Origin of the sequence: Bradyrhizobium denitrificans (assembly GCF_013179005.1) — a bacterium.
Lineage (GTDB): Bacteria > Pseudomonadota > Alphaproteobacteria > Rhizobiales > Xanthobacteraceae > Bradyrhizobium > Bradyrhizobium denitrificans.
Window position 1 is genome coordinate 134,736 of record NZ_JABFDP010000003.1, and the last position, 22,762, is coordinate 157,497.

The 22,762-nt window shown below is 66.4% G+C and carries 21 protein-coding genes; 7 read left to right on the plus strand and 14 right to left on the minus strand.

Translation table 11 applies throughout. The annotated features are described in order from the left end of the window. Positions 1-35 precede the first annotated feature (35 nt). Positions 36-1,202, plus strand: a complete 1,167-nt coding sequence (locus HL671_RS04100; RefSeq protein ID WP_172235676.1) for a PepSY-associated TM helix domain-containing protein — start codon at positions 36-38, stop codon at positions 1,200-1,202. 23 nt (positions 1,203-1,225) lie between these two features. On the opposite strand, the gene HL671_RS04105 is transcribed toward HL671_RS04100, so the two are convergent. Continuing rightward, the gene (locus HL671_RS04105) at positions 1,226-1,786 is read right to left on the minus strand and encodes an HXXEE domain-containing protein (protein ID WP_172235677.1); all 561 of its coding nucleotides are present in this window, start codon (positions 1,784-1,786) and stop codon (positions 1,226-1,228) included. A 158-nt stretch (positions 1,787-1,944) separates the two neighbouring features. Next, positions 1,945-2,178 carry a hypothetical protein gene (locus HL671_RS04110; protein WP_172235678.1) on the minus strand — a complete coding sequence of 78 codons (234 nt, stop codon included), beginning with the start codon at positions 2,176-2,178 and terminating at the stop codon, positions 1,945-1,947. Between the two features lie 130 nt (positions 2,179-2,308). On the opposite strand from HL671_RS04110, the gene HL671_RS04115 reads away from it, so the two are divergent. Next, positions 2,309-3,034 (plus strand): Crp/Fnr family transcriptional regulator, encoded by a 726-nt coding sequence (locus HL671_RS04115; RefSeq protein ID WP_012045934.1) that lies wholly within the window; start codon positions 2,309-2,311, stop codon positions 3,032-3,034. Positions 3,035-3,155: 121 nt separating this feature from the next. On the opposite strand, the gene HL671_RS04120 is transcribed toward HL671_RS04115, so the two are convergent. The 3 genes from HL671_RS04120 to HL671_RS04130 all read right to left on the minus strand — a co-directional run bounded on the left by HL671_RS04120 (position 3,156) and on the right by HL671_RS04130 (position 4,647). Further along, entirely contained in the window at positions 3,156-3,509 is a 354-nt protein-coding gene (locus tag HL671_RS04120; RefSeq protein ID WP_012045935.1) for a hypothetical protein, read from the minus strand. A gap of 189 nt (positions 3,510-3,698) precedes the next feature. Continuing rightward, positions 3,699-4,325 carry a CAP domain-containing protein gene (locus HL671_RS04125; RefSeq protein ID WP_172235679.1) on the minus strand — a complete coding sequence of 209 codons (627 nt, stop codon included), beginning with the start codon at positions 4,323-4,325 and terminating at the stop codon, positions 3,699-3,701. 1 nt (position 4,326) lies between these two features. Then, complete coding sequence (locus HL671_RS04130) at positions 4,327-4,647, minus strand: YqfO family protein (RefSeq protein ID WP_172235680.1); 321 nt, start codon at positions 4,645-4,647, stop codon at positions 4,327-4,329. Between the two features lie 209 nt (positions 4,648-4,856). Between HL671_RS04130 and HL671_RS04135 the strand changes: the two genes are divergently transcribed. Next, complete coding sequence (locus HL671_RS04135; protein WP_172235681.1) at positions 4,857-6,101, plus strand: multidrug effflux MFS transporter; 1,245 nt, start codon at positions 4,857-4,859, stop codon at positions 6,099-6,101. A 6-nt stretch (positions 6,102-6,107) separates the two neighbouring features. On the opposite strand, the gene HL671_RS04140 is transcribed toward HL671_RS04135, so the two are convergent. Then, positions 6,108-7,829, minus strand: a complete 1,722-nt coding sequence (locus HL671_RS04140; protein ID WP_374050093.1) for a ShlB/FhaC/HecB family hemolysin secretion/activation protein — start codon at positions 7,827-7,829, stop codon at positions 6,108-6,110. Between the two features lie 207 nt (positions 7,830-8,036). Here HL671_RS04140 and HL671_RS04145 point away from each other — a divergent pair, with 207 nt between their 5' ends. Next, entirely contained in the window at positions 8,037-9,302 is a 1,266-nt protein-coding gene (locus tag HL671_RS04145) for a FecR domain-containing protein (protein ID WP_172235683.1), read from the plus strand. A gap of 146 nt (positions 9,303-9,448) precedes the next feature. Beyond that, complete coding sequence (locus tag HL671_RS04150; protein ID WP_172235684.1) at positions 9,449-12,190, plus strand: EAL domain-containing protein; 2,742 nt, start codon at positions 9,449-9,451, stop codon at positions 12,188-12,190. A 19-nt stretch (positions 12,191-12,209) separates the two neighbouring features. Here the strand turns inward: HL671_RS04150 and HL671_RS04155 are convergent, their stop codons facing one another. From HL671_RS04155 to HL671_RS04175, 5 genes are all read right to left on the minus strand, one after another. After that, positions 12,210-13,136, minus strand: a complete 927-nt coding sequence (locus tag HL671_RS04155; protein ID WP_172235685.1) for a polyphosphate kinase 2 family protein — start codon at positions 13,134-13,136, stop codon at positions 12,210-12,212. After that, entirely contained in the window at positions 13,133-13,849 is a 717-nt protein-coding gene (locus tag HL671_RS04160) for an NUDIX hydrolase (protein WP_012045943.1), read from the minus strand. The genes HL671_RS04155 and HL671_RS04160 overlap by 4 nt, the downstream gene beginning before the upstream one ends. Before the next feature lie 3 nt (positions 13,850-13,852). After that, a complete protein-coding gene (locus HL671_RS04165; protein ID WP_012045944.1) occupies positions 13,853-14,881 on the minus strand; it encodes an ABC transporter substrate-binding protein in 1,029 nt (342 codons plus the stop codon). A gap of 221 nt (positions 14,882-15,102) precedes the next feature. Beyond that, a complete protein-coding gene (locus HL671_RS04170) occupies positions 15,103-15,888 on the minus strand; it encodes an ABC transporter permease (protein ID WP_172235686.1) in 786 nt (261 codons plus the stop codon). Beyond that, positions 15,888-16,700, minus strand: coding sequence for an ABC transporter ATP-binding protein (locus tag HL671_RS04175; RefSeq protein ID WP_012045946.1), 813 nt, complete (start codon positions 16,698-16,700; stop codon positions 15,888-15,890). Before HL671_RS04175 ends, HL671_RS04170 begins: the two co-directional genes overlap by 1 nt. A gap of 156 nt (positions 16,701-16,856) precedes the next feature. On the opposite strand from HL671_RS04175, the gene HL671_RS04180 reads away from it, so the two are divergent. Together HL671_RS04180 and HL671_RS04185 are read left to right on the plus strand one after the other, a co-directional pair. Further along, the gene (locus tag HL671_RS04180) at positions 16,857-17,651 is read left to right on the plus strand and encodes an ATP-binding cassette domain-containing protein (RefSeq protein WP_172235759.1); all 795 of its coding nucleotides are present in this window, start codon (positions 16,857-16,859) and stop codon (positions 17,649-17,651) included. After that, complete coding sequence (locus HL671_RS04185) at positions 17,648-19,204, plus strand: ABC transporter permease/substrate-binding protein (protein WP_041750949.1); 1,557 nt, start codon at positions 17,648-17,650, stop codon at positions 19,202-19,204. Before HL671_RS04180 ends, HL671_RS04185 begins: the two co-directional genes overlap by 4 nt. Before the next feature lie 90 nt (positions 19,205-19,294). On the opposite strand, the gene HL671_RS04190 is transcribed toward HL671_RS04185, so the two are convergent. The 3 genes from HL671_RS04190 to HL671_RS04200 form a co-directional block, all read right to left on the minus strand. Further along, entirely contained in the window at positions 19,295-19,690 is a 396-nt protein-coding gene (locus tag HL671_RS04190) for a rhodanese-like domain-containing protein (protein ID WP_012045949.1), read from the minus strand. A gap of 121 nt (positions 19,691-19,811) precedes the next feature. Then, positions 19,812-21,521, minus strand: a complete 1,710-nt coding sequence (locus tag HL671_RS04195) for a sulfatase-like hydrolase/transferase (RefSeq protein ID WP_012045950.1) — start codon at positions 21,519-21,521, stop codon at positions 19,812-19,814. A gap of 208 nt (positions 21,522-21,729) precedes the next feature. Further along, on the minus strand, positions 21,730-22,674 hold the full coding sequence (locus HL671_RS04200) for a DUF2380 domain-containing protein (RefSeq protein ID WP_172235687.1): 945 nt from the start codon (positions 22,672-22,674) through the stop codon (positions 21,730-21,732). Between the last annotated feature and the right edge of the window lie 88 nt (positions 22,675-22,762).

The window sequence follows — 22,762 nt, forward strand, 5'->3', positions numbered from 1 at the left end:
CGACAACTCGCAAGACAGGCAGAAGGGAGCTTCCTTTGACGACATCACACATCAAGACGGCTCTGCTGCAGATCCACTCCATTGTGGGGCTGGCGGCGGCGCTCATCCTCTCGGTGATGGGCGTCACCGGCGCGATCATGAGCTTCGAGGACGAGATCCAGGCGGGGCTCAACGGCGCCCTCGCCCATGTCGTCGCGCGCGATGCGGCGCCGCTGGCGCCGGCCGAGCTCATTGCCCGGCTCCAGGCCGATCCCGCCCTCGGCAAGGTCGCTGCGCTCTCGCTGTCGCGCGATCCGACATCAGCTGTCAGGGTCCGCTTCGCGCGCAGCGAGGATGGCGGCCATCCCTCCTCCGTGCTGGTCGATCCCTATGACGGGCGCGTGCTCGGCACGCCGCTCGGCGAGAGCTTCTTCGCCACGATCCGCCGGCTGCATCGCTGGCTGCTGCTGCCCGGCGACGGCAAGGGCGCCGGCCGCCAGATCACCGGCGCGACGGTGCTCGGGCTGATCGTGCTGTTGATCTCCGGCCTCGTGCTGCGCTGGCCGCGGCGGGCGAGCAGCGCGGCGTTGTGGCTGAAGCCGCAATGGCGGTTGAGCGGGCGCGGCCTGCACCGCTCGCTGCACAGCGTGATCGGCACCTGGCTGCTGCCGATCTATCTGGTGATCGCGCTGTCGGGTCTGTCATACTCCTATGTCTGGTACAAAGACGGACTCACCTGGCTGTTGAGCACGAAGCCGCCTGCTGCGCCGAAGCCGGCGCGTGGCGAGCGCGATGCCAGTCCCGCCTCGCAGCAGCCCTTGGCGCTCGACCTGGTCTGGGCGACCGCGCTGCGCGAGGCTGGCGACCGCTACATCACGCTTGATCTCATGCTGCCTGCGGGCGGCGCGGCCGCTGTACGGGTGCGATCCTGGCTCGACGAGACGCACGACATCCGCGACGAGTTCCGGATCGATGCCGGCACGGGCCGGCTGATCGCAGCGGAGCGCTATGCCGACAAGTCCACCGGTGAGCGGGTGCTGGCGCGCGTGTTCGATATTCATCGCGGCAGCATGCTCGGCTGGCCCGGCCGGATTCTGTTCATGCTGGCCGCCGCAACGATGCCGCTATTCGCGGTCACCGGCCTGCTGCTCTATATGTCGCGGCGACGGTTGCGGCGGCCGCCGCAGCCGGTGCGAACCGTCCGGCTGGTCCCCGGCGAATGACGACAGCGCCGCTGCCGGCGCGTTCAGGCCGCCCGCGCCTGCGCGGCGCGGCGGATCGCGTTGGCCGCGATGATGACGTGCAGCAGCAGTGACGCGCCAAAGCCCAGGGCATGCTGGGCCGCCGTCGCCGGGATGGTGAGCACGGTCACGAGGCCGAGCGGGATGAACAGGATGATGCTGGAGACAAGGCCCGGATTGTAGCCGCGGAAGCGCAGCGCCGGACCAATATGCCCGAGCGAATTCACCAGCATCAGATAGGGTGCGACCAGGGCCCAAGCAGGACCGGCGATCCAGGCCACATAGAGCGCGATCAGGTCGATGCCCCAGACCGCGCCGCAATTGACCCAGAGCACGTCGACCGTGGTCAGCGCCTCGCGGCCGCCGAACATCACCTGATTGACGAAGCGGCGAAAGCGATCCCCGGTATGCTCCTCCACCTGGTGGATCATGTAGCCGGGGGAATGCAGGAAGATCAGCAGCAGCGGCAACGGCCAATCCGCGGCCAGCACCGGCACCAAAGCCAGCAGCGCTGCGGCCATGAACACGGCACCGGCAACCCAATGGCGGGCGAGGAGGTCGAGCATCTTCAAGTGATGCGCGAGTCGCAGGAACTTGCCAAGCGAAGTTCCACCGGGGAAACACCGGGACGTGGACTCCGGACACCGCCCAAGCGGCGTCCGCCAGCCGGCGTTCCGAAGGTACAAGGACTGCGCCTGCCGCCGACGGTCCGGCGTTCCCGGCTCTAATTCGTCTTCTGCTCGGCGGCAGACAGGCGCTGCGCCAGCTTCCTCAACGTCGCCTCCGACGGCGGCGCACTCTGGAACTCGCGGATCGCGCGGGCGAGTTCATGATCCGACATCGGCTGGGCCGGCTGCCTGAGCTCGCCGCGGGTCAATGCCGCCGCGATGCTGTCGAGATGCGGCCCTGAGCCGCCAAACAGGCGGCGAATCCGGTAGAGGAACGCAATGTGGGGCACGGCTGTTCTCCCGATGCGGCGACCACCAACTCCTCTCCGCATCCCGTGATACGATTGTCGAATTTAGTAGGACCGGCTGAAAGCATCGGCTCATTTGATACGGAAGCTGAGCAGCGAGCTCGAATCTCCCATGGATGCGGACAGGATCGTCGTCAACAAGCTCAAGGAACATTCCCGGTTGTCGAGCGACGACATCGCCGAGATCAAGACTCTCAGCTTCACGCGGCGCGAGCTGGCCGGCCATGAAGACCTGATCAGGCAAGGCGACGAACCTGACAAATCCGTCGTGGTCATGTCCGGCTGGGTTGCGCGCTATCATCTGCTCCGCAGCGGCGGGCGACAATATCTCTCATTTCACATGGCCGGCGACTGGCCGGACTCGCAGGCGCTGTTCCTCGACCGCATGGACCACGCGGTCTGCGCGATCGGCTCTGCGGCGGTCGCGTCCGTTCAGCACAAGGAGCTGACGCGGGCGATCAGCCGGCGGCCGTCGCTGGGTTTTGCGATCTGGCGCGAGACACTGGTCGACGCGTCGATCTTTCGCGAGGCCATCACCAACAACAGTGCGCGAGGCAAGCCGGCGCGCATGGCGCACCTGTTCTGCGAGCTGTTCTACCGCGCCAAAGCGCTTGGCCATGTCGACGGCAACCTGCTGCAGCTGCCGGTCAGCCTGATCCAGCTCGGCGAGGCGCTGGGCATGGCGATCGCGACCGTCAACCGCACATTGGTCGAGCTGCGCGCCAGCCGCGCGGTCGATTTCCGCAGCGGCACGCTGGCGGTCTATCATTGGCCACGGCTGTGCGCGATCGGCGAGTTCGATCCCGGCTATCTGCATCTGAAGAGCCTGCCGCGCTGAGGGGCAAGCTCATGCTGACGCGAGGCCGGGTGCGGGCGGCGACGTGTCGCCCGCAAGGTTTGCTTCAAGGCATCATCGCCGCTTACGCGATGCACGATCCGCGACGACGACGCAGACGCGGTCAGGTGCCCTTGGTGACGAGCTTCAGCGCATAGGCGTAGGGCCCGTTCGGACTCTTCTCGGCGATCCAGGCGCAGTGCCAGTCCGAGCCGTAGCGCAGCCCGGTATCCCATCCCGAGCCGCCGCCGTGCTCATTGTCCCACGACCAGGCCTTGCGATCCTTCTGCGGATCGGACGGGAAACTGCTGCTGTTGTAGACGGAAATCTGCCCCTGCTGCGCACGGAAAGGTGCGGTCGTGCTCCACTTGAGCCACAGATTGCCCTGCTCCTCATACGCCGTGAGCGTCCATTGAAAGGATGCCGACACGGGCTGCGGATTGGTGCTGGTGGCCGACGCGTGCTCAATGACTGACATGGATCGTCTCCGTTTGAAATGAAATGAAAAATCTTCACGAGAATGGCTGCCGAAAAACAACAACCTAAACTTGTATAAGAGAATAATCTCACCCGAACAACGGGACTCCTCGCACAACCCCGTGATCGCTGCGTGAGATCACCCCGCGCAGGACGCAGCGTTACGCAAGCGACCTCAGATCAATCGACCTCAGATGCAGAGGCCGATCACCTTGATGTTGAGATGACAATCTTTGGAGGCCGGCGGCTTGGCGCCCCAGCGCGTCACCGGCTTGGTCTCGCTCTTCTCTGCTCTTGGCGCGGTCTGTGCGACCACGGCCTTGCCCCTGCTCTTCGGAGCCGGCTTCGGCCGGTCGCTGTCATAGTCGCCCGCGATCACCATGGCCCAATAAGTGCGCTTGCCGCTGGCATTCCGCGCGCTGGCGATGCCGACCTTGGTCGCCTTCGGCAACAGCAGGTTCTTGCGATGGCCCGGCGAGTTGATCCATTGGCCGAGCGTCTTGTCGAAATTGTCATAGCCGTAAGCGATGTTCTCGGCGGCACGCCCGGCCTTCGACGGCGCGACGCGACGGGTGAATGGACCGAGCACCTCATGGCTGAGATCATCCTTCTCGGCCATCGCGCGGGCCTGCTCCAGCGCGATGCGGTCGAGCGTGGCATCGCGTATCACCCGGCCCTCGCCATTCTTGAGCCGGAACGCCGAGATCTGCGCCGCAGGCGAGGCATCCTCCGCTTGTGCCGCCGGGACCGCCATAAACATGATCGCAGCGACGACGAGCGCGCGCAGCCCATGCGACATGAAACGAAGAACCGCCATCCTACGCGACCACCTCGATCGGATAGACGTCGATGGCCGGCTCTTCATAGGGATGTGCGGCGCGGACCGCCGTGAGCACCGCCTTCAACCTGTCCTCCGTGCAGACCGTCTCGATCCGCTCCTCTTCAACAACCTCGATCCGGCCGACGCTGCCGATCGTGGGATTGGCGCCGGCGAGCGGCCGGAAGCGCCCGATGCCCGTCACGGTAAACGAACAGTAATCGTAATTGCCAATCCGCCCGGCGCCGGCCTCGCCCATGGCACCACGCACGGCCTCACCGGCGGCTGCGGGAACGTAGACGACGATCTTGTAGGTCTTCATGCGCGGCCAACGTCCAACCTGGATCACACGCGCGTTACCACCACCGCCAGAATCGCGCAATTTCACAGCAGGCAACGCCCGGTCACAATCCCGCCAGTGCGCCGCAGCAAGGCGCCGACCAGCCATTCCGAAACGCGCCTTGTGCGCCGCAGCAAGTCCGATACACAGGGTGCATCACCTCATTCATCTGACCTGACGGAAGCCGCGCCTTGACTGACACCAGTGCCGACATCGAGATCGTCCGCCATCGGCCGATGGGGTTCGCCGAATTCGTGATCGTCATCGCGGCGATCATGGCGCTTAATCCGCTGGCCATGGACATGATGCTGCCGGCCCTGCCGAACATCGGCTCGACGTTCCACATCGACGTCGCCAACCGTGTGCAGACGGTGCTGTCGGCGTTCGTCATCGGCTTCGGGCTCGGCCAGTTCGCGATCGGCCCGCTGTCGGACAGCTTCGGCCGCCGCCCGGTCCTGATCGGCGGCATGGTGCTTTACGTGCTGGCAAGCTTGTTCGCGATTGCCGCTCCGTCGTTTGAAATGCTGCTGCTGGCGCGCGCATTGGAGGGTCTCGGAACGGCCGCCACGCGCGTGATCGCGACCTCGATCGTGCGCGACTGCTATGCCGGCCGCCGCATGGCGAGCGTGGTGTCGCTGGCGATGATGGTGTTCATCGCGGTGCCCGTGGTCGCGCCGTCGTTCGGCCAGGCCGTGATGATTCTGACGCAATGGCGCGGCATCTTCATCGTGCTGACGATCTATGGCGTCGTCGCGCTGTTGTGGACCGCAGCCCGTCTCCCCGAGACGCTACCGGAAAACGAGCGCAAGCCGTTCTCCGTCGCCGAAATCACGGCCTCCTTCCGCAAGACGCTGACCGACCGCCAGACCCTCGGCTACGCACTTGCCGCCAGCGGCGTGTTCGGCGCGCTGTTCGGCTACGTGCTGTCGTCGCAGCAATTGTTCACCGGCGTCTATCATCTCGGCCATTACTTCCCGCTCGCCTTCGCGGCGATCGCGGTGACCATTGCGCTCGCGGGCTTTCTCAATGCCCGGCTGGTCGGCCGTCTCGGCATGCGCGTGATCTCTCATGGCGCGCTGGTCGGCAGCGTCGTGATCGCGCTGGCCTGCTTCGCAGCTGCCATGCTCGGCACCTTGCCGCTGTGGCTGTTCATGACGCTGTCGGCGGCGATGATGTTCTCGTTCGGCCTCACCTTCGCGAATTTCACGGCGCTGGCGCTCGAGCCGCAGCGCGCCAATGCGGGCACGGCGTCCTCGATCTACGGCTCGATCACAACGCTGCTCGGCATGGCCGCCGGCGCGGTGGTCGGCCAGGCCTTCGACGGCACGGTCGTGCCGTTCGCAACCGGCTTCCTGGCCTGCACGGCCAGCGCACTGATCATCGTGCTGATCACCGAGAAGGGCCGGCTGTTCCACGGCCATCATAAGCCAGTCTGATCGACCTCACATGCAGGCGCCCTGCCCGCGCTGCGGGCACAGCTTGAGCACGCTCGACAGCGACAGCAACAGACGCACGCCGCGCGTCGAATTGTCCGGCGCGCGGTAGCCGAGCGGCACCGCGACGCCGAGATCGGCACGCCAGTCGTTGGGGAAGGTGAAGCGCACACCGGCTCCGGCCGACGTCAGCGCAACGCCATCGGACGGCCGAAAGCCGTCATTCCAGGCAAGCCCTGCATCGAAGAAGCTGTAGAGCTGATAGCTCTTCAGATAGGCCCAGTTCGGTGTCTGCTCGAAGCGGACCTCGAACGTGCCGGCGATGCCGTTGTCGCCGCTGATCTCGGCGCTGCCATAGCCACGACCATAGGACAGGCCGCCGAGATAGAATTGCTGGGAGTTATACAGCGGCCCCGAGGCAAGCTGGCCCGCGGCAGCAAGCTTCAGCGACCAGGCCTCCGACAGCGCCTGATAGCGCGTGAACCAGCCGTTGACGACGGAGAAGCTCGGCGAAGCTCCCGCACGCGACGCCATGATATCGCCAGCCGGCGTCGCCCCAAAGGCATTGAGCCCTTGCCGATAGGCGAGCGTCAGATAGCTGTCACCGCCGAGATCATCCTTCCAGCGGTAGTCCGACGTGAACGTCAAGGTACGGATACGGTCACGATACCAGATGCCGAAGATGTCGCGCTCGGTCACGTCGCTGAAGGCGGCCGCCATCGTCAGATTCAACGATGCGCGTTGCGACTGGATCGGCGCAATGCCACCGCGCAGCTCGATCGTCTCGGTCACGGTGTTGTCGTTGAAACGGCGCCTGATGTCGCCCGGCCGCACCTCGCTATACAGCGCAGAGGCGCCGATATGCACCCCGTCGGTTCCGAGCGGAACGTCATAGGACAGTCGCCCGAACGCGAGCTGCCGCGGATCCCCCGGGGTCGTCGACAGGTTCGCCGTCAGCGTGTCGCCCGGGAGCAGATAGGAGTTGAAGGCGGCCGTGGCATAGCTCTGCCAAGGGCCCACCGTCGACGATCCCATATTGTCGATGCCGGCGAAGCCGTAGACGTGCCAGGTCTTGAGCTCGAGGATCAGGCGGAAACGGCCGGTGGTGCCGCCGATCTCCTCCAACGAGGAATCGACCAGGCGTACGCCGCCGCGGCTGTTGATCAGGAGCAACTGCCGCTCCAGCGTGGCAAGGCGCGAGGGCTGCTCGGCCAGCACCGGGCCAAGCATTGCACGGATTCCGAACTCCTCCGCACCGGGACCCTGCAGGCTGACCTCGGTGATGCTGCCCTCGATGATCTGGACCCGCACCGTGCCGTTGCTGACGTCCTGCGGCGGGATGATGGCCCGACTCAGATGGAAGCCGGCGGCCCGGTAGAGATCGCTGATCGCGGTCGCAATGGCGGCGAGATCGGCCTGCGACACCGGCTTGCCGATATAGCTCTGATAGGCTGCCGCGAGCTGGTCCGCCGGCAGCGCCGACGCGCCCGTCAGCGCGACTCCGCGGAGGGTGAACAAGGTCTTACGATCGCCGCCCTTGTCTTGCGAGCCGAATGTCGGCGCGCGCGGGCGCGGCGGCAGCTGCTGTGCGGGACGCGACTGTTCGTCGAAATATTTCTCGGTCTGCCGGGGATCGAAGCTCGGCTGATTGACCTGCTGCGCATGACCGGGTGCCGCGCCCAGCAAGGCGGAGAACGCCATGCCCGCAGCGGCCGCGGTTCCCCTGAGCATGCGCGATGCGCGCGGCCCGGCGGCTCCGTCGCGCCGGCCCGCGTATTTCCCGACGCTCTCGACACAACGGCGACCCATGCCGTCGTTCTTAATTTGTTAAGGTCAATGAAGCGTAAACGCGGGAGGAAAACCTAGGCACAACTCATAAGGCTCTCTTGAAACATTTTGTCTAGTTTTGGGAGACAGCAACCGCCGCGAGTGTGGACCATGTCAGCCAAGCGCTTCCTGTTACCGGCTCTGATGGCCGCGTTCGTTGTCGGTGCGGCCCCCGCCGCATTCGCGGCCGACGGCGAGCCGTGGCTGGTCAGCAAATTCTCGGGCGATGTCTGGGTCACAAGCTCGGGCGCCACGCAGGTTTCGCTCGGACGCGAGGACATGCTGAAGCCAGGAGACACGATCCGCACCGGGCCAAGCGGGCACGTGCGCCTCACGCGCGGCGCCGAGATGATGATGATCGGGCCGAACTCGGAGGTCGGTCTCCCGGCCGCAGCCAAGGACGGCATGGCGACGACGATCCTCCAGCGCGCCGGCTCGATCCTGCTCGAGGTCGAGAAGCGCAATGTTCAGCACTTCGAGGTCGAAACGCCCTATCTCGCCGCCGTGGTGAAGGGAACCAAGTTCAGCGTCACGATCAGCGGCCGCAACACCAGGGTCGAAGTCAGCCGCGGACAGGTTCAGGTATCAGACTTCAAGACCGGGCAGATCGCCCAGGTGATGCCCCGCCAAGCCGCCACGGCGTATGCAAGCGGTCGCGCGGGCCTTGTCCTGTCCGGCGCGGGCACATTCAGCCCGATCGAACAGGGCCGGCCGCGCACCCCGACCATCGATCGCATCCCGGTGCCGAGAGACGGCCTGCGCGCGCCGCGCGATGCCAAAGGCGGCGTAATTCATGCGCTCAACGCCAGCGGCGCCGCGCTCCGTGCCGCGACGGCTACGCCTGCTCCGCAACATTCCGGACCAGCGTCTGCAACTGCAAGGCCGAACGTCGTCCGAATTTCGACCTCGATCGGTGAGGTCAACCTCAACGTTCAGAAGGCGACGCGCGGCCTCGCCCATGGCGCGCACACGGCGACCGGAGGCGCTGGACGCAGTGCCGCCTGGAACGACCCGCGCAGCGGCAACGGCAATGCGGCAAGCAGTTCGGCCACGAGCAGCGCGTTCGGAGATTCGTCGGTGGCAGCCGCAGTGACCGCCGCTGTCGGCTCGCCGGCCGCATCCGCCAGCAATGGCAACGCCAACGCTGCCGCTAATCTCGCCGCCGCCAACGGCAACGGAAATGGGAACGGGAACGGAAACGGAAACGGAAACGGAAATAACGGCAACGGCAATAACGGCAACGCGGGAAACAACGGTAACGGAAACAACGGCAACGGAAACAGCGGCAACGGAAACGGAAACGGCGGCAGTAGTGACGACCATGGCAGCAATCGTGGCCGCGGCAATGCCTACGCCTACGGCCACAACAAGAACTGATGCGACCGCCCGCGTAGCAAGGGCGCAATCGGATGAATGCGGACGACGTCGTTGGCGCGGATGAGCGCCGCGCAAATGGGGACACCAATGAAGCCGGGATCGCGCGGATGGAGGTCGGCGTGATCCGCGCAGAAGCGGGAGGGGGCATGTTCAGGCGGTTCATGCCGCATATTCTGGTCGTCGTTGCGCTGCTCACCGTCGGCCTGTCTGGCGGTTACGAGCTGCTCAGCCATGCGCTGGTCGACCTGCGCTTCCGTCTCGACCGTCATCCGGCCAGCGGGGAGATCGCGGTCGTGGCCATCGACCCGCGCTCGATCGAGGCTATCGGTGTCTGGCCGTGGCCGCGAACACATCATGCCCGCTTGGTCGAGCAGCTTCAGCGCGCCGGCGCACGCGACATCGCCCTCGACATCGACTTCAGCGCGCCGTCAGACCCGGCCGCGGATCAGGCCTTTGTGGATGCGCTGCTCAGCACCAAGGGGGCCGTGGTGCTGCCGGCCTTCAAGCAGCTCAAGGACTCGGTCCTGTTCGCCAATCGGCCGCTGCCGCGGTTCGAACAGGAGGCGTGGTCCGCCTTCGTGAACATCGTGGTGGAGCGGGACGGCCGCGTCCGAAGCTATGCCTATGGCGATTACGACAAGGACAGCTTCCTGCAGTCGATGGGCGCGTTTCTCGCCGGCAGCAATGTCACCAGGGACACCACGTTCCTCATCGACTACGGCATCGACCCGTCATCATTGCCAAGAGTGTCCTATGTCGATGTGCTGCGCGGCGACGCGGCGGCGCTGGCCAAGCTCAAGGACAAGCGCGTCATTGTCGGCTCGACCGCCGTCGAGCTCGGTGATCACTACAGCGTTCCGAATGGCCGCGTCCTGCCGGGCGCCGTGCTACAGGCGCTTGCGGCGGAATCGATCCTCCAGAACCGCACGCTGGTCCCGACATCGAGTGTGGCGACCGTCGCGGCTCTGCTGCTGATCGTCGTCACAATGCTGCTCAGCTGGCCGCATCTGTCGGCCGCGCGGCGCGCCCTGCTGGTCGGGATCCTCAGCATCACGATCGAGGTCGTGGCGCTGATTCTACATGATCGCTTCGCGCTGGTGTTCGACACCGCGCTGCTGCAGATCGCGCTGGTCGCCTATCTGGCGGCCACCGCGCTCGACGAGATCGACTTTCGCGGCCTGCTGCGCCATGTCGCCGAGAGCCGCTTCGAGCGGATCGCGATGTCGATCGGCGACGGGCTGGTGTGCACCGACAAGGACAAGCACATCACCGTGTGGAATCCCGGCGCGGTCGCGATCTTCGGCTATGGCGCAGAGGAGATCATCGGTCAGCCTTTCGCGCGCTTGCGGGCGGACCGCAGCGACACGGACGACCTGTTCCCGCAGCAAGAAGCGGCGCTGCCGGCCCCCCTATTGCCCGGCGGCGCGACGGTCGAATTCGAGGGCCGCCGCAAGGACGGCGAGGTCTTCCCGGTCGAGGCGAGCGTCTCGGCCTGGCAGGGCGCGGATGGTCTGCAATATGGCGTGATCCTGCGCGACATCTCGGTGCGAAAGCGCGAGGCGGAGCGCATTCGTTATCTGGCCGAGCACGATACTCTGACCGGGCTGATCAACCGCAACACGCTGCAGACCGAGCTTGCTGCGATGATCGAAACGGCAGATGCGGGAGCAGACCGGCTGGTGCTGCTGGTGATCGGCCTCGATGGGTTCCAGCACATCAACGACATGCTGGGCCACGCCTTCGGCGATAGCGTGTTGCGTGCGGCCGCTGAGCGGCTGCGGAGCGAAATCGGCAGCATGGGCTGCGTCGCCCGGCTCAGCGGCGACGAATTCGCCGTCGCCATTCCCTCTTCCGCCATCGGCGGCACCGTGGCCGAACTCGCGCAGCACGTCTCGCATCTGTTCGAAACACCGCTGGAAGCCGCCGCGCGGCAGCAGCGCGTCAAGATCACCCTTGGCGTCGCGGTTCATCCGGACGGTGGCCAGAGCGCGGACGAACTGCTCAGCAATGCCCACCTCGCGCTGTGCCGCGCCAAGACCGACCGGCGCGGCAGCCACATGATCTTCGAGCCGGCGATCCGGCAGGAGCTGGAGCGGCGCCTCACCCTCGAAGCCGAGCTGGCGCTCGCCGTCGAACGCCGTGAATTCGAGCTGTTCTACCAGCCGCAGGTCGACCTCTCGAGCGGCCGCGTGATCGGCGCCGAAGCGCTGATCCGCTGGCGGCATCCGACGCGCGGCCTCGTGCCGCCCGGCGATTTCATCCCGGTGGTCAACACCTCGCCGTTGTCCGAAGCCGTTGCCACCTGGGTCATGGCGACCGCCTGCCGACAGGCACGGGAATGGCAGCTCGCCGGCCACGAGATCCGGGTCGGTATCAACCTGTCGCCGTCGCAGTTCCAGTCCGGCGATCTCGCCGCCTTCGTCAGCAAGCTGCTGACGGTCACCGGCGTGTCACCGGGCCTGATCGAGCTCGAAGTCACCGAGGACATTCTGCTGCATGACGAACCCGGCGTGCTGCAGACCTTCAACCGACTGCAGGCGCTCGGCGTCAGCCTGGTGTTCGACGATTTCGGCACCGGCTACGCAAGCCTCAGCTATCTCAAGAAATTCCCGCTGGACGGACTCAAGATCGACCGTTCCTTCGTTCGTGACGTGCTGACCCAGGCCGATGACGCCGCCATCGTCGGCTCCACCGTCAGCCTGAGCAGGCAGCTCAATCTGTCCGTCATCGCCGAAGGCATTGAGAACCAGGCGACGGCCGACTTCCTCCTCGCGCTCGGCTGCGAGCATGGCCAGGGCTATCACTTCGGCAAGCCGATGCCGGCCGCCGATTTCGAGCGCCGATTCCTGTCGGCGGACAACACGGCGCGGCAGGCCGGCGCGGCGTGAACGGGCGCTGAGGCCCGCCTCACCCGCCGCCTTTCTTGCCGCCCTTGCCTTCGCCTTCCAGCGCCTTGCGCACCGCCTTGAACTCGTCGAGCGCGGCGCCATCGACGCGCGGGAAATGCAGATCGAGCGCTTCCAGCGCGGCCACGATGGTCGATCCGATCACGACGCGGGCAAACCATTTGTGGTCGGCCGGGACGACATACCAGGGCGCATACGACGTCGAGGTGTGGCGCACGATGTCCTGGTAGACCGCCTGGTAGCGATGCCATTTGGCGCGCTCGGTGACGTCGCCCATCGAGAACTTCCAGTTCTTCGCCGGCTGCTCGAGCCGATCGAGAAAGCGCTCGCGCTGCTCCTCCTTGGAGATGTTGAGGAAGAACTTCAGGATCACGGTGCCGTTGCGCGTGAGATAACGCTCAAAGGCAGAGATGTCCTCGAAGCGCTCGCGCCAGATGTTCTTGGTGACGAGCCGCGCCGGCAGCTTCTCGGCCTTCAGCACTTCCGGATGAACGCGCGTGACCAGGCACTCTTCGTAATAGGAGCGGTTGAAGATGCCGATGCGGCCGCGCTCCGGCAGAGCAAGCACGGTGCGCCACATGAAATCATGGTCGAGCTCCTTCGAGGTCGGCTGCTTGAACGAGGTGACCTCGCAGCCCTGGGGATTGACGCCCTCGAAGATGCTCTTGATCGCGCTGTCCTTGCCTGACGCGTCCATGCCCTGCAGCAGCACCAGCACCGACCAGCGGTCCTGGGCATAGAGCTTCTCCTGGAAGTCGGAGAGACGCTTGCGGTTCTGCTCGATGATGGCTTCGCCGTCCGCCTTGTCGAGACCGCCCTTCACCTTGGTCTTGTGCGACTTCAGGTGAAATTTGTGCCCGCCATCGATTCGGAACGGCGAGATGAAGCCGTCGAGCTCGGTGGCCAAGGTGCGGGCCTTCTTGCTCATGCGGAGCGCTCCGGTTCGCTGAACTGGGTGTTGAGAAAGGCGGTGACGAAATGCGGCATCGCCGCGGTCAGGTCTGCCCTGCTGCGGACCAGGCGGATCGCCGACAGTTCCGGCTCGTCCTGGGCGGCGAGATTGGCCTCGATGCGGCGTTTCAGGATCTCGCCGGTCTCGGCCGCATCGAGCACGCGCATCAAGGCGATCGATGCCCCGGTCACGACGCAGTCCCAATGCGGCGATGCCTGATAGTCCGCAGGCGCAAGCCCGGTCTCCTCCTCGACCTCGCGGGCGACATTGGCGGCGAGATCGAGCGTGCCGTCGCGGACATCGTCGAGATCGGGCGTGCCAGCGGGAAAATACAGCCGGCCGGCATTGGCCGTATGCGCGCCCATCTCGCCGAGCACGAAGGCGCCGTCGGAGGCGCGCAGCGCGCCCATGCCGAAGCCGTTGAAGGCGGTGCGGTCCGGAAAGCCCCAGTCCCGCCACGCCAGCAGGCTGGCGAAATCCGCCTCGAAATAGCTGGCGGAGAACGTGCCGCCGTCGAAGCGGGCATCGCGCCCGAGCAGAATGCGGCCGTTCCACAGGCCGGGCTTCTCGCGCTGCCGCTCGGCGAAATGCGCCGCGATGTCGTCGCGGCGCTCACGCGCGAACGGCCAGTCCCAGGGCTCGACCTTGAGGTCGAGCGCGGTGACGCGATGGATGACGGCGCCCGTCATCCGCTATTTCGCGCCCGTGCCAGTCGTGCCCTTCGCCTGCTCGACGAACTTGTTGGTGAAGGTCTTGCTGACGTCGATATTGGCCTTGGCGACATCGGGCGAGCCGGTGCTGAACACCGCGAGCACGGCGTCGGCCCCCTTGGGATCCATCTTGCCGGTTTGCGAATACATCGGGATGGTGTTCTTGAGGGCGGCGAGATACAGCGCCTTGTCCTTGCCGACCAGTTCCTCCGGCATCTTGGCCATGATCTCCTCCGGACTATGCGCATGGATCCAGCCGAGCGTGGCGACGATCGCGTTGGTCAGCGCCTGCGTCTCCTTCTCATGGCCGGCGATCCACGCCACGGTCGAATACAGCGCCCCGCCCGGATATTCGCCGCCGAACACCTCCAGAGTATCGTGCTGGGTGCGGGTGTCGGAGAGGATCTTGAGATCCGGATGCGTGCCCTGCAGCACGGTGACGGAGGGATCGAGCATCACGGCGGCGTCGATCTGGCCCTGCTCCATCGCGGCGACCGCGGTGGCGCCGAGGCCGACGCCGATCACGGCGGTGCCGGTCGGGTCGAGCCCGTTCTTCTTGAGCAGATATTTCAGGAAGAAATCGGTCGAGGAGCCGGGCGCGCTGACGCCGACCTTCTTGCCGGCGAGATCCTTGATCGAATTGATCTCCTTGTTGTGCGACGGCGACACCACCAGCACCAGGCCGGGATAGCGGTCATAGACCACGAAGGACTGCATCTCCTGCTTCTTGGCGGCGAGATTGACGCAATGATCGAAATAGCCGGAGACCACGTCGGCGCTGCCGCCGAGCACGGCCTTCAGCGCATCCGAGCCGCCCTTGAGATCCACCAGTTCGACGTCGAGCCCGGCCTTCTGATATTCGCCGAGCTGCTTGGCCAGCACCGTCGGCAGGTAGCACAGGCAGGCGCCGCCGCCGATCGCGACGGTGACCTTGCTCGCGGCGGTGGCGAGACCGGTGCTCAGGCCCAGCGCCAGCAGCGCGCCGGTGATCCGGCCGATGATCTTGTTCATGCGTTTCCTCCGTTCATGTCGTCGATCAGATTAGGCCCGTCGGCCATCAATGAGAAGGCGGCCCCAACTTCGCTGTCGTCCCTGCGAACCCAGCGACCCATAACCACAGGCCCTCGTTTGTGGCCGGCGCGACGACCAATCTGTTCCAACCTCGAGATCACGCGGTATGGGTCCTCGCGTTCGCGGGGACGACAGCTGAGCGTGATGAGACACCGCGCCCGTCATCGCCCATCCGCGGCGTCCGGGCGCCACACCAGCAGCCGCCGCTCGACCAGGGTGACGCCGATATCGATCAGGATCACGAAGGCCGACAGCACGAACATGCCGGCGAACACGCCGGCGACGTCGAACACGCCTTCGGCCTGCTGGATCAGATAGCCGAGGCCGGCCGCGGAGCCGAGATATTCGCCGACGACGGCGCCAACCACCGCAAAGCCGACGGAGGTGTGCAGCGAGGAGAACATCCAGGACAGCGCCGACGGCCAATAGACATGGCGCATCAATTGCCGCTCGTTCATGCCGAGCATGCGCGCATTGTCGCGCACCACGGTCGAGACCTCCTTCACGCCCTGATAGACGTTGAAGAAGACGATGAAGAACACCAGCGTGACACCGAGCGCGACCTTGGACCAGATGCCGAGGCCCAGCCACAGCGTAAAGATCGGCGCCAGCACCACGCGCGGCAGCGCATTGGCCATCTTGACGTAGGGATCGAACACCGCGGCGACCAGCGGCTTGCGCGCGAACCAGAAGCCGACCAGCACCCCGCCGAGCGAGCCGATCGCGAAAGCGAGGATCGCCTCCCACAGCGTGATCGCAAGATGCTTCCAGATCGCCCCGCTCGCGAACCATTTGACGACCTGGGCAAACACGTCGACCGGGTTGGAGAAGAAGAACGGCGGCAGCAAAATGCGGCCGAACACCGGCACGGTGGCCAGCAATTGCCACAGCGCGAGCGCGACGATCGCAACGAGCAGCTGCAGCGCGAGCAGACCGAGACGCGACATCACACCGCCCCCGCCTGCTTGTAGGTCTTCTCGACCTCGGTTTTCAGCGTCTGCCAGATCTCGCGATGCAGCTCATGGAACTCGTGCTTCATCCGCACCTCGAAGATGTCGCGCGGGCGCGGCAGGGTGACCCGCCAGTCGCCGATGATGCGCGAGGCGGGACCGGCCGACATGATGACGACGCGATCGGCGAGCGCGATCGCTTCCTCCAGGTCATGGGTCACGAACAAGACCGCCTTGCGGTCGGCGCTCCAGAGGTCGAGCAGCAGATTGCCCATAATCTGCCGGGTCTGCGCGTCCAGCGGCCCGAACGGCTCATCCATCAGGATGATTCTGGGATTGCGGATCAGCACCTGGGCGAGCCCGACGCGCTTGCGCTGGCCACCCGACAGCATATGCGGGTAGCGGTTGCCGAAGGCGCCAAGGCCGACCGAGGCCAGCCATTGCTGCGCCTTCGCAGCCGCGTCGGCCCGGGCGGAGCCCGCCACCTCCAGCCCGATCGCGACGTTCTCCAGGGCTGTCTTCCAGGGGAACAGCGCATCGGCCTGGAACAGGTAGCCGGCGTCGTGATTGAGGCCGGCCAGCGGCTGGCCGAAAATGCGGACGCTGCCGGCGGCCGGCTTGAGCAGCCCGGCGGCGACGTTGAGAAGGGTGGATTTGCCGCAGCCGGTCGGCCCGACAATGGCGACGAACTCGCCATCGGCCACGCTGAGCTGCGCCGTTTCGACGGCGGTGTAAGTGCGTCCGCCGGCGAGACGGAATGCCACCGTCGTCCCGTCCAGCGAGACCGCGGCGGCCGTGGGCGTCGTCACGTTCCAGATTCCTCCCCGAAAATGGCCGGGACGGCTTAGCCGCTTGCGCGGCGAAGTTCAACGCACCGGCGGGACGTGCTAGGTCCGGTCGAGCGGGCCCTTGCCCTCCCCTGGGAGGGGGAGCAGCGCGCGAGCTTCGAGATCGCCAAAGGCCGTATGCAGCCCACGCCCCTGATCAGCTACGATCGCGTCCACAAGACCTTTGCCGGCCCGGCAGGCGCGGTGGCTGCGGTCGACGACGTCTCGCTGGACATCGCCGAGGGCGAGTTCCTGGCGATCGTCGGCAGCTCCGGTTCGGGCAAGACGACGCTGCTGCGGCTCGCCAACCGGCTGATCGAGCCGGATGGCGGCAGCATCCGCATCGCGGGCGAGGACATCAGCCGCCTCGAACCGGTCGCCCTGCGCCGGCGCATCGGCACCGTGTTCCAGAATGGCGCGCTGTTTCCGCACATGACGGTTGCGGCCAATATCGGCATCACGCCCCGGCTGCTGGGGACAGCGCCCAAGGCGGTCGCCGCCCGCGTCGACGAACTGCTCGACCTCGTCCAGCTCGACCGCGCCGCCCATCGCGACCGCCTGCCGGATGCGCTCTCCGGCGGCCAGCGCCAGCGCGTCGGCGTGGCGCGCGCGCTGGCCGCGGGTCCCCGCATCGTGCTGATGGACGAGCCGTTCGGCGCGCTCGATCCGCTGACCCGCGACACGCTCGGCAGCGACTACCGCGCCCTGCATGCCCAGCTCGGGCTGACGACGGTGATGATCACCCATGACATCACCGAGGCGCTGCTGCTCGCCGACCGCATCGCGGTGATGCGCAGCGGGCACCTGGTCGAGGCCGGCACGCCAGCCGCGCTCGCCGCCAGCCGCGAGCCCTACGTGGCGGAGCTGATGACCACGCCGCGCCGCCAGGCCGCACGCCTCGCCGCGCTGCTGCCCGAGAGCGGCGCGGCATGAGCCTGCTGTCCGATCCGCGCTTCGCCGAGGCGCTGTCGCATCTCGCCGATTATCTCGGCAGCCATCTGCGCGTGAGCATCGCCGCGCTCGCGCTGGGACTCGCTGTCAGCTTTCCCCTCGCGCTGCTGGCACGCAACCGCCCCACCTTGCGCAACCTCCTGCTCGGGATCGCGAGCGTGGTGCAGACCGTTCCGGGATTGGCGCTGCTCGCGCTGTTCTACCCGTTGCTGCTTGCACTCGCCGCGCTGACCCTGCGCTGGTTCGGCCTGTCATTCTCCGCGTTCGGCTTTCTGCCCGCGGTGCTGGCGCTGGCGCTGTATTCGATGCTGCCGGTGCTGCGCAACACCATCACCGGGCTGAACGGCGTCGACCCCGGCCTGATCGAGGCCGCCAAGGGCGTCGGCATGACCGAGCGCCAGGCGCTGCTCATGGTGGAGCTGCCGCTGGCGCTGCCCGTGATCATGGCCGGCATCCGCACCGCTGCGGTGTGGGTGATCGGCACCGCCACCCTGTCGACGCCGATCGGCCAGACCTCGCTCGGCAACTACATCTTTGCCGGGCTGCAGACCCAGAACTGGGTACTGGTCATGTTCGGCTGCGTCGCCGCCGCAGTGCTGGCGCTCGCCGTCGATCAGCTGCTGGCCTTCATCGAGCTCGGCCTGCGGACACGCAGCCGCGCCCGCGTCGGATCGGGGACCGCGGCCATCGCGCTGATGGTGGGCGCGAGCCTGCTGCCCTCGCTCGGCAGCAGCCCCGCACGCTACGCGATCGGCGCCAAGACCTTTACCGAGCAATATGTGCTGTCGGCGCTGATCAGCGAGCGGCTGCAGGCGGCAGGCCTCTCCGCGACCTCGCGCGCCGGCCTCGGCTCCAGCGTCATTTACGAGGCGCTCAAGAACGGCGACATCGACACCTATGTCGATTATTCCGGCACGCTGTGGGCGAACCAGTTCCATCATCGGGAGCAGATGCCCCGCGCGGCGCTGCTCGCGGCCTTGCAGCAGGATCTCGCTCGGGACAAGATCACGTTGCTCGGCGAGCTCGGCTTCGAGAACGCCTATGCGCTGGTGATGCCGCGCCAGAAGGCGACGGCGCTCGGCATTCGCACGGTCGAAGATCTCGCACGCCGCAGCCGGGACATGTCGATCGCCGGCGACTACGAGTTCTTCTCACGCCCGGAATGGGCTGCCTTGCGCGACGCCTATGGTCTCGCCTTCCGCACCCAGCGCCAGATGCAGCCGGATTTCATGTATGCCGCGGTGGCCTCGGGCGAGGTCGACGTCATCGCCGGCTACACCAGCGATGGCCTGATCGCGAAATACGATCTCGTCGTGCTCGACGATCCCAAGCATGCGATCCCGCCCTATGACGCGATCCTGCTGGTGTCGCCCAAGCGGGCCGAGGACCACGCCCTGCAGGACGCGCTGCGGCCACTGCTCGGCCGCATCGACATCGCGACCATGCAACAGGCGAATTTGCGCGCCTCCGGCAGCGACGCGGACTCGTCACCACAAGCAGTGGCGCGCTGGCTGTGGAGCAGGATCGCGAAGTAGGTCGCGCCATATCCTCCGCGTCATTGCGAGCGCTCACAATGACGGAGGTGGTTGGTGCGACGACCGCCGCGACCAATCAACGGAGCTGGATCACATCCCCGGCTCGATCGGCTTCTCCACCGCGCCGCCATGGTCGGCCCAATCTTTGAAGCCGCCGATGTTGAACACCTTGTCGTAGCCCAGATCCTTCAGCGTCTTGCCGGACAGCGCGGCGCGGCCGCCGGAGGCGCAATAGATGATCACGCTCTTGTCCTTGGTGAAGGTCTTGTCGTGATAGGGCGAGTCCGGGTCGGCGCGGAACTCCAGCATGCCGCGCGACACGTGCAAGGCGCCGGCAATCTTGCCGCTCTTCTCGATCTCCGGCGCATCGCGCACGTCGAGCACCAGGGCATTGCCCTTGGCGATCATCGCCTGCGCCTCGGCCGGGGTGATCTTCGGCACCACGGCATTGGCCGCAGCCAACAGCTCTTTTACCGATGTGGACATGTCGGACCTCCCATTGGACGGAGCGCACGGGGTAGCCCAGCACGGCCACCCCTGCAATGCTCCGATCGGTCGACCCGCTGATCGCGAATCCGTGGGGTCTCCCGCCAGCGACAGGCCTGCTCTACAAGCCCCGGATCAGCTCGGCATCGATCAACATCCGGTTGAAGCGGCGTGCCTCGGCGCCCTCGCCACAGGCGTAGAACACGCCTTTGCAGCGCAGCATGATGTCCTTCTGCTCGGCGAAGGACGGGTCGAGCGGAATGCCGGCCGCCTCCAGGGTGACCAGCGGCAAATAGGCCGCGTCGATCCTGTCCATCACAATTTCGCTCCGGCGCGGCTCGAAATTGACGCCGTCGATGGCGTAATAGGTCGCGTAATAGCGCGGATCATAGGTTTCCAGCTTCTGGCCGATGCCGGCCTCGTCGAGCTTGGGATCGAGAATGTGCGGCGAGAACTCCGGCTGGTGATCGCCATAGCGCACGATCAGGAACGGCTGGTCGCCGAAGCGCTTCTTCAGGCTCGCCACGAAGCGCTGATAATCCGACGCACTCATCGCCTGCCGGCGCAGATACTCATCGATCGCCGGCAGATTGCCGGGCGCGCGCCAGGCCGGCGTCAGATCCGGCCGGAACGTGGTCTCCCAGGGGAAATGATTGGCGGCGAGATAGACGAACATGAACAGCGGCTTGGTCCGCTGCCGCTGCTGCATCAGATCGAGCGCCGCGTCATAGAAGAAGCTGTCGGGCTCGACGCCTTTGGCGCCGAGGTCGCGCGCGTCGAGGAAGCGCTCGATCCCCATTGTCGTCTGGAAGCTGCGCGCGCTCATGAAGGCGCCGTGCGCGGGATAGATCGAGGCCGTGTCATAGCCGCATTGCCGCAGCGCCCAGGGCAGTCCGCGTTCGACGCGGCCGGCGGCGATCCGGGTGACGAAATAGGCAAAGCGGCCGAACGAGCGCGACGACAGGCCGGCGAGCACATTGTATTCGGTGAACCAGCTCGGCCCGCCATTGCTCTCGGCCATGAACTGCCGCGCCTTGCCGTCATAGGACTTGAAATGGCTGCCATAACCCTCGGGCACCTTGATGCCGGGGGCGGAGCGGATGTCGAAGCTCGATTCGTCGTGGATCAGCACGATGTTCGGCCGCCGTCCGGCCGGATGGCAGGAGTCCGGGAGCACGGCCGCCAGCCGGCGATCGGCCGTGGCGTCGGATTCCATGAAGCCGTTGGCGAGGAAATCCGAGACCGCGGTCACGCCGGAGCGCGCGAATTTGGAGAGATAGCCGTCGTCGTAATAGCCGCGCCAAGCCTCGTCGCGCCAGTTCAGTGAATAAAGCGTCAGCGCGGCGAGGCAGGCGAGCTTGCCCGCCAGCGCCGGCAGCCGCGCGACGCGGAACGGATCGACCCACCACAGCAGGCCCATCAGCGGCAGCACCACGGCCGCCGCCACCAGCACCGAGAGCTTCAGGTTCGGAAAGATCGTGAACAGGAATGCCGCGCTGTCGTGGTCGATCAGCATCACATCGACGAAGTTCGCGGTCATCTGGACCACGGCGTGCTTCAGCTGAGACAGCAGCACCAGCACCACGACCATGGTGAGCGCCAGGGCGCCCGACACCGCCGGGCGCCGCAGCAGCACCAGCCAGAAGCCGTTCAGGATGCCCCAGGCCAGCACGAAGCCGAGGCGAGAGCCGAAATCGGTCTCGGTGTGCAGCATCAGCGCCAGCGCCGCGACATGCGGTGCCGCGACGGCCGACAGCCGCACGGCGGCAGATCGCGTCGCGCTCGCCGCTGCGAGCGTGGTGATCGGTTCGTGGTTCGGAGTCAGCGACATGACGCGGCGATACTCGGACCGGACAGTCCCCGCGCCGGCACCTGCCAGCCGACCAGGACGCCCTACTGTGTCATCCGACCGTAATCAAATCGTCACAAATAACAACAACCGGAATTGCCCGGAGTGCCGCCGCTCGGCCGGCATGGCGCACCGGCCACCGCCGCGGCGCGCGATCCTGACGGCGGCACCTGCGCGTTCGGTCCGGCAATCACCGTTCGGAATCGCCACTGCCGAGCAGTTGCTCGCGGATCACGCGCACCGCGCCACGGCTCCAGGAATAATTGGCGCCGAGGCGCAGCCCGCTGTCGCCGGCAAGCACCAGCGCACCATCGTCTGCCTGGCGGACACGAAAGCCGACGATGTATTCCGTGCGGCCGATCCGTCTGATGATCCCGAGCAGGCTCTGCTGCGCGCCGAGTTCGCGGGCGATCCGAGCCTCGCAATCGTCGCACGCGCGCAGCCCCTGGCCCGGCTTGATGCCGGCGGCTGCGTCCACCAGGCGGTAGCGTCCGGACTGCTCCAGCACCTGCCGGACCGCATCGGTCGCCGCCTGCAGCTCCTTGTGGTCCGCCTCGGTCTCGCCGAGCGCAGCGCCTGCGCTGGTAGCGTCGAGCTCGAACGGCAGCAAGGCCAGCCGGACCGGCGCCGGCGTGACCAGCGCCTCGCGCATCTGGCGTGAGACGAAGGTTTCGGCACGCTCCCAAGCCTCGTCATTGTCGCCGCGGAAGGTGAACAGCTTGTCGAACAGCACCCGGCTGGATGCGACGTCGATGGCCGCCACCCGCGCCCATTGCACCAGGGTCGACAGCTTCTGCACGCCGCCGGTGATGACGATGCCCGCGCCGGCCGCGGCGGCCATCTGCAATCGGGCGGCCGGCGGAGCATCCGCCGCGGGACAGGCGGCGCCGCAGGACGGGCTGACCAGCCGCAGACGCTGATCGGTCGCGACGTCGTGCTTCAACGCCGCCACGAAGGCCTGCAGCCGGCGCTGATGTGCCGCCGTCTGGTCGATCGGCTCGCCGGACGTGTCGAGATAGCTGAAATCGTCGACCATCACAGCCGGGACGGGATCGGATGCGGCCGCGCTACGGAGCGGACCAGCGACGACAAGAAGCGCGAGGAAGAGACAATGGACGGAGCGGCGGTGTGACATGGCGGTCTCCAGAGACATGCTTGCAGGACCGAATGCTAGGCGTGCTGCCGCCGCGCAGAACCGGCTCCGCTCCCGACGGCCCGCGGGA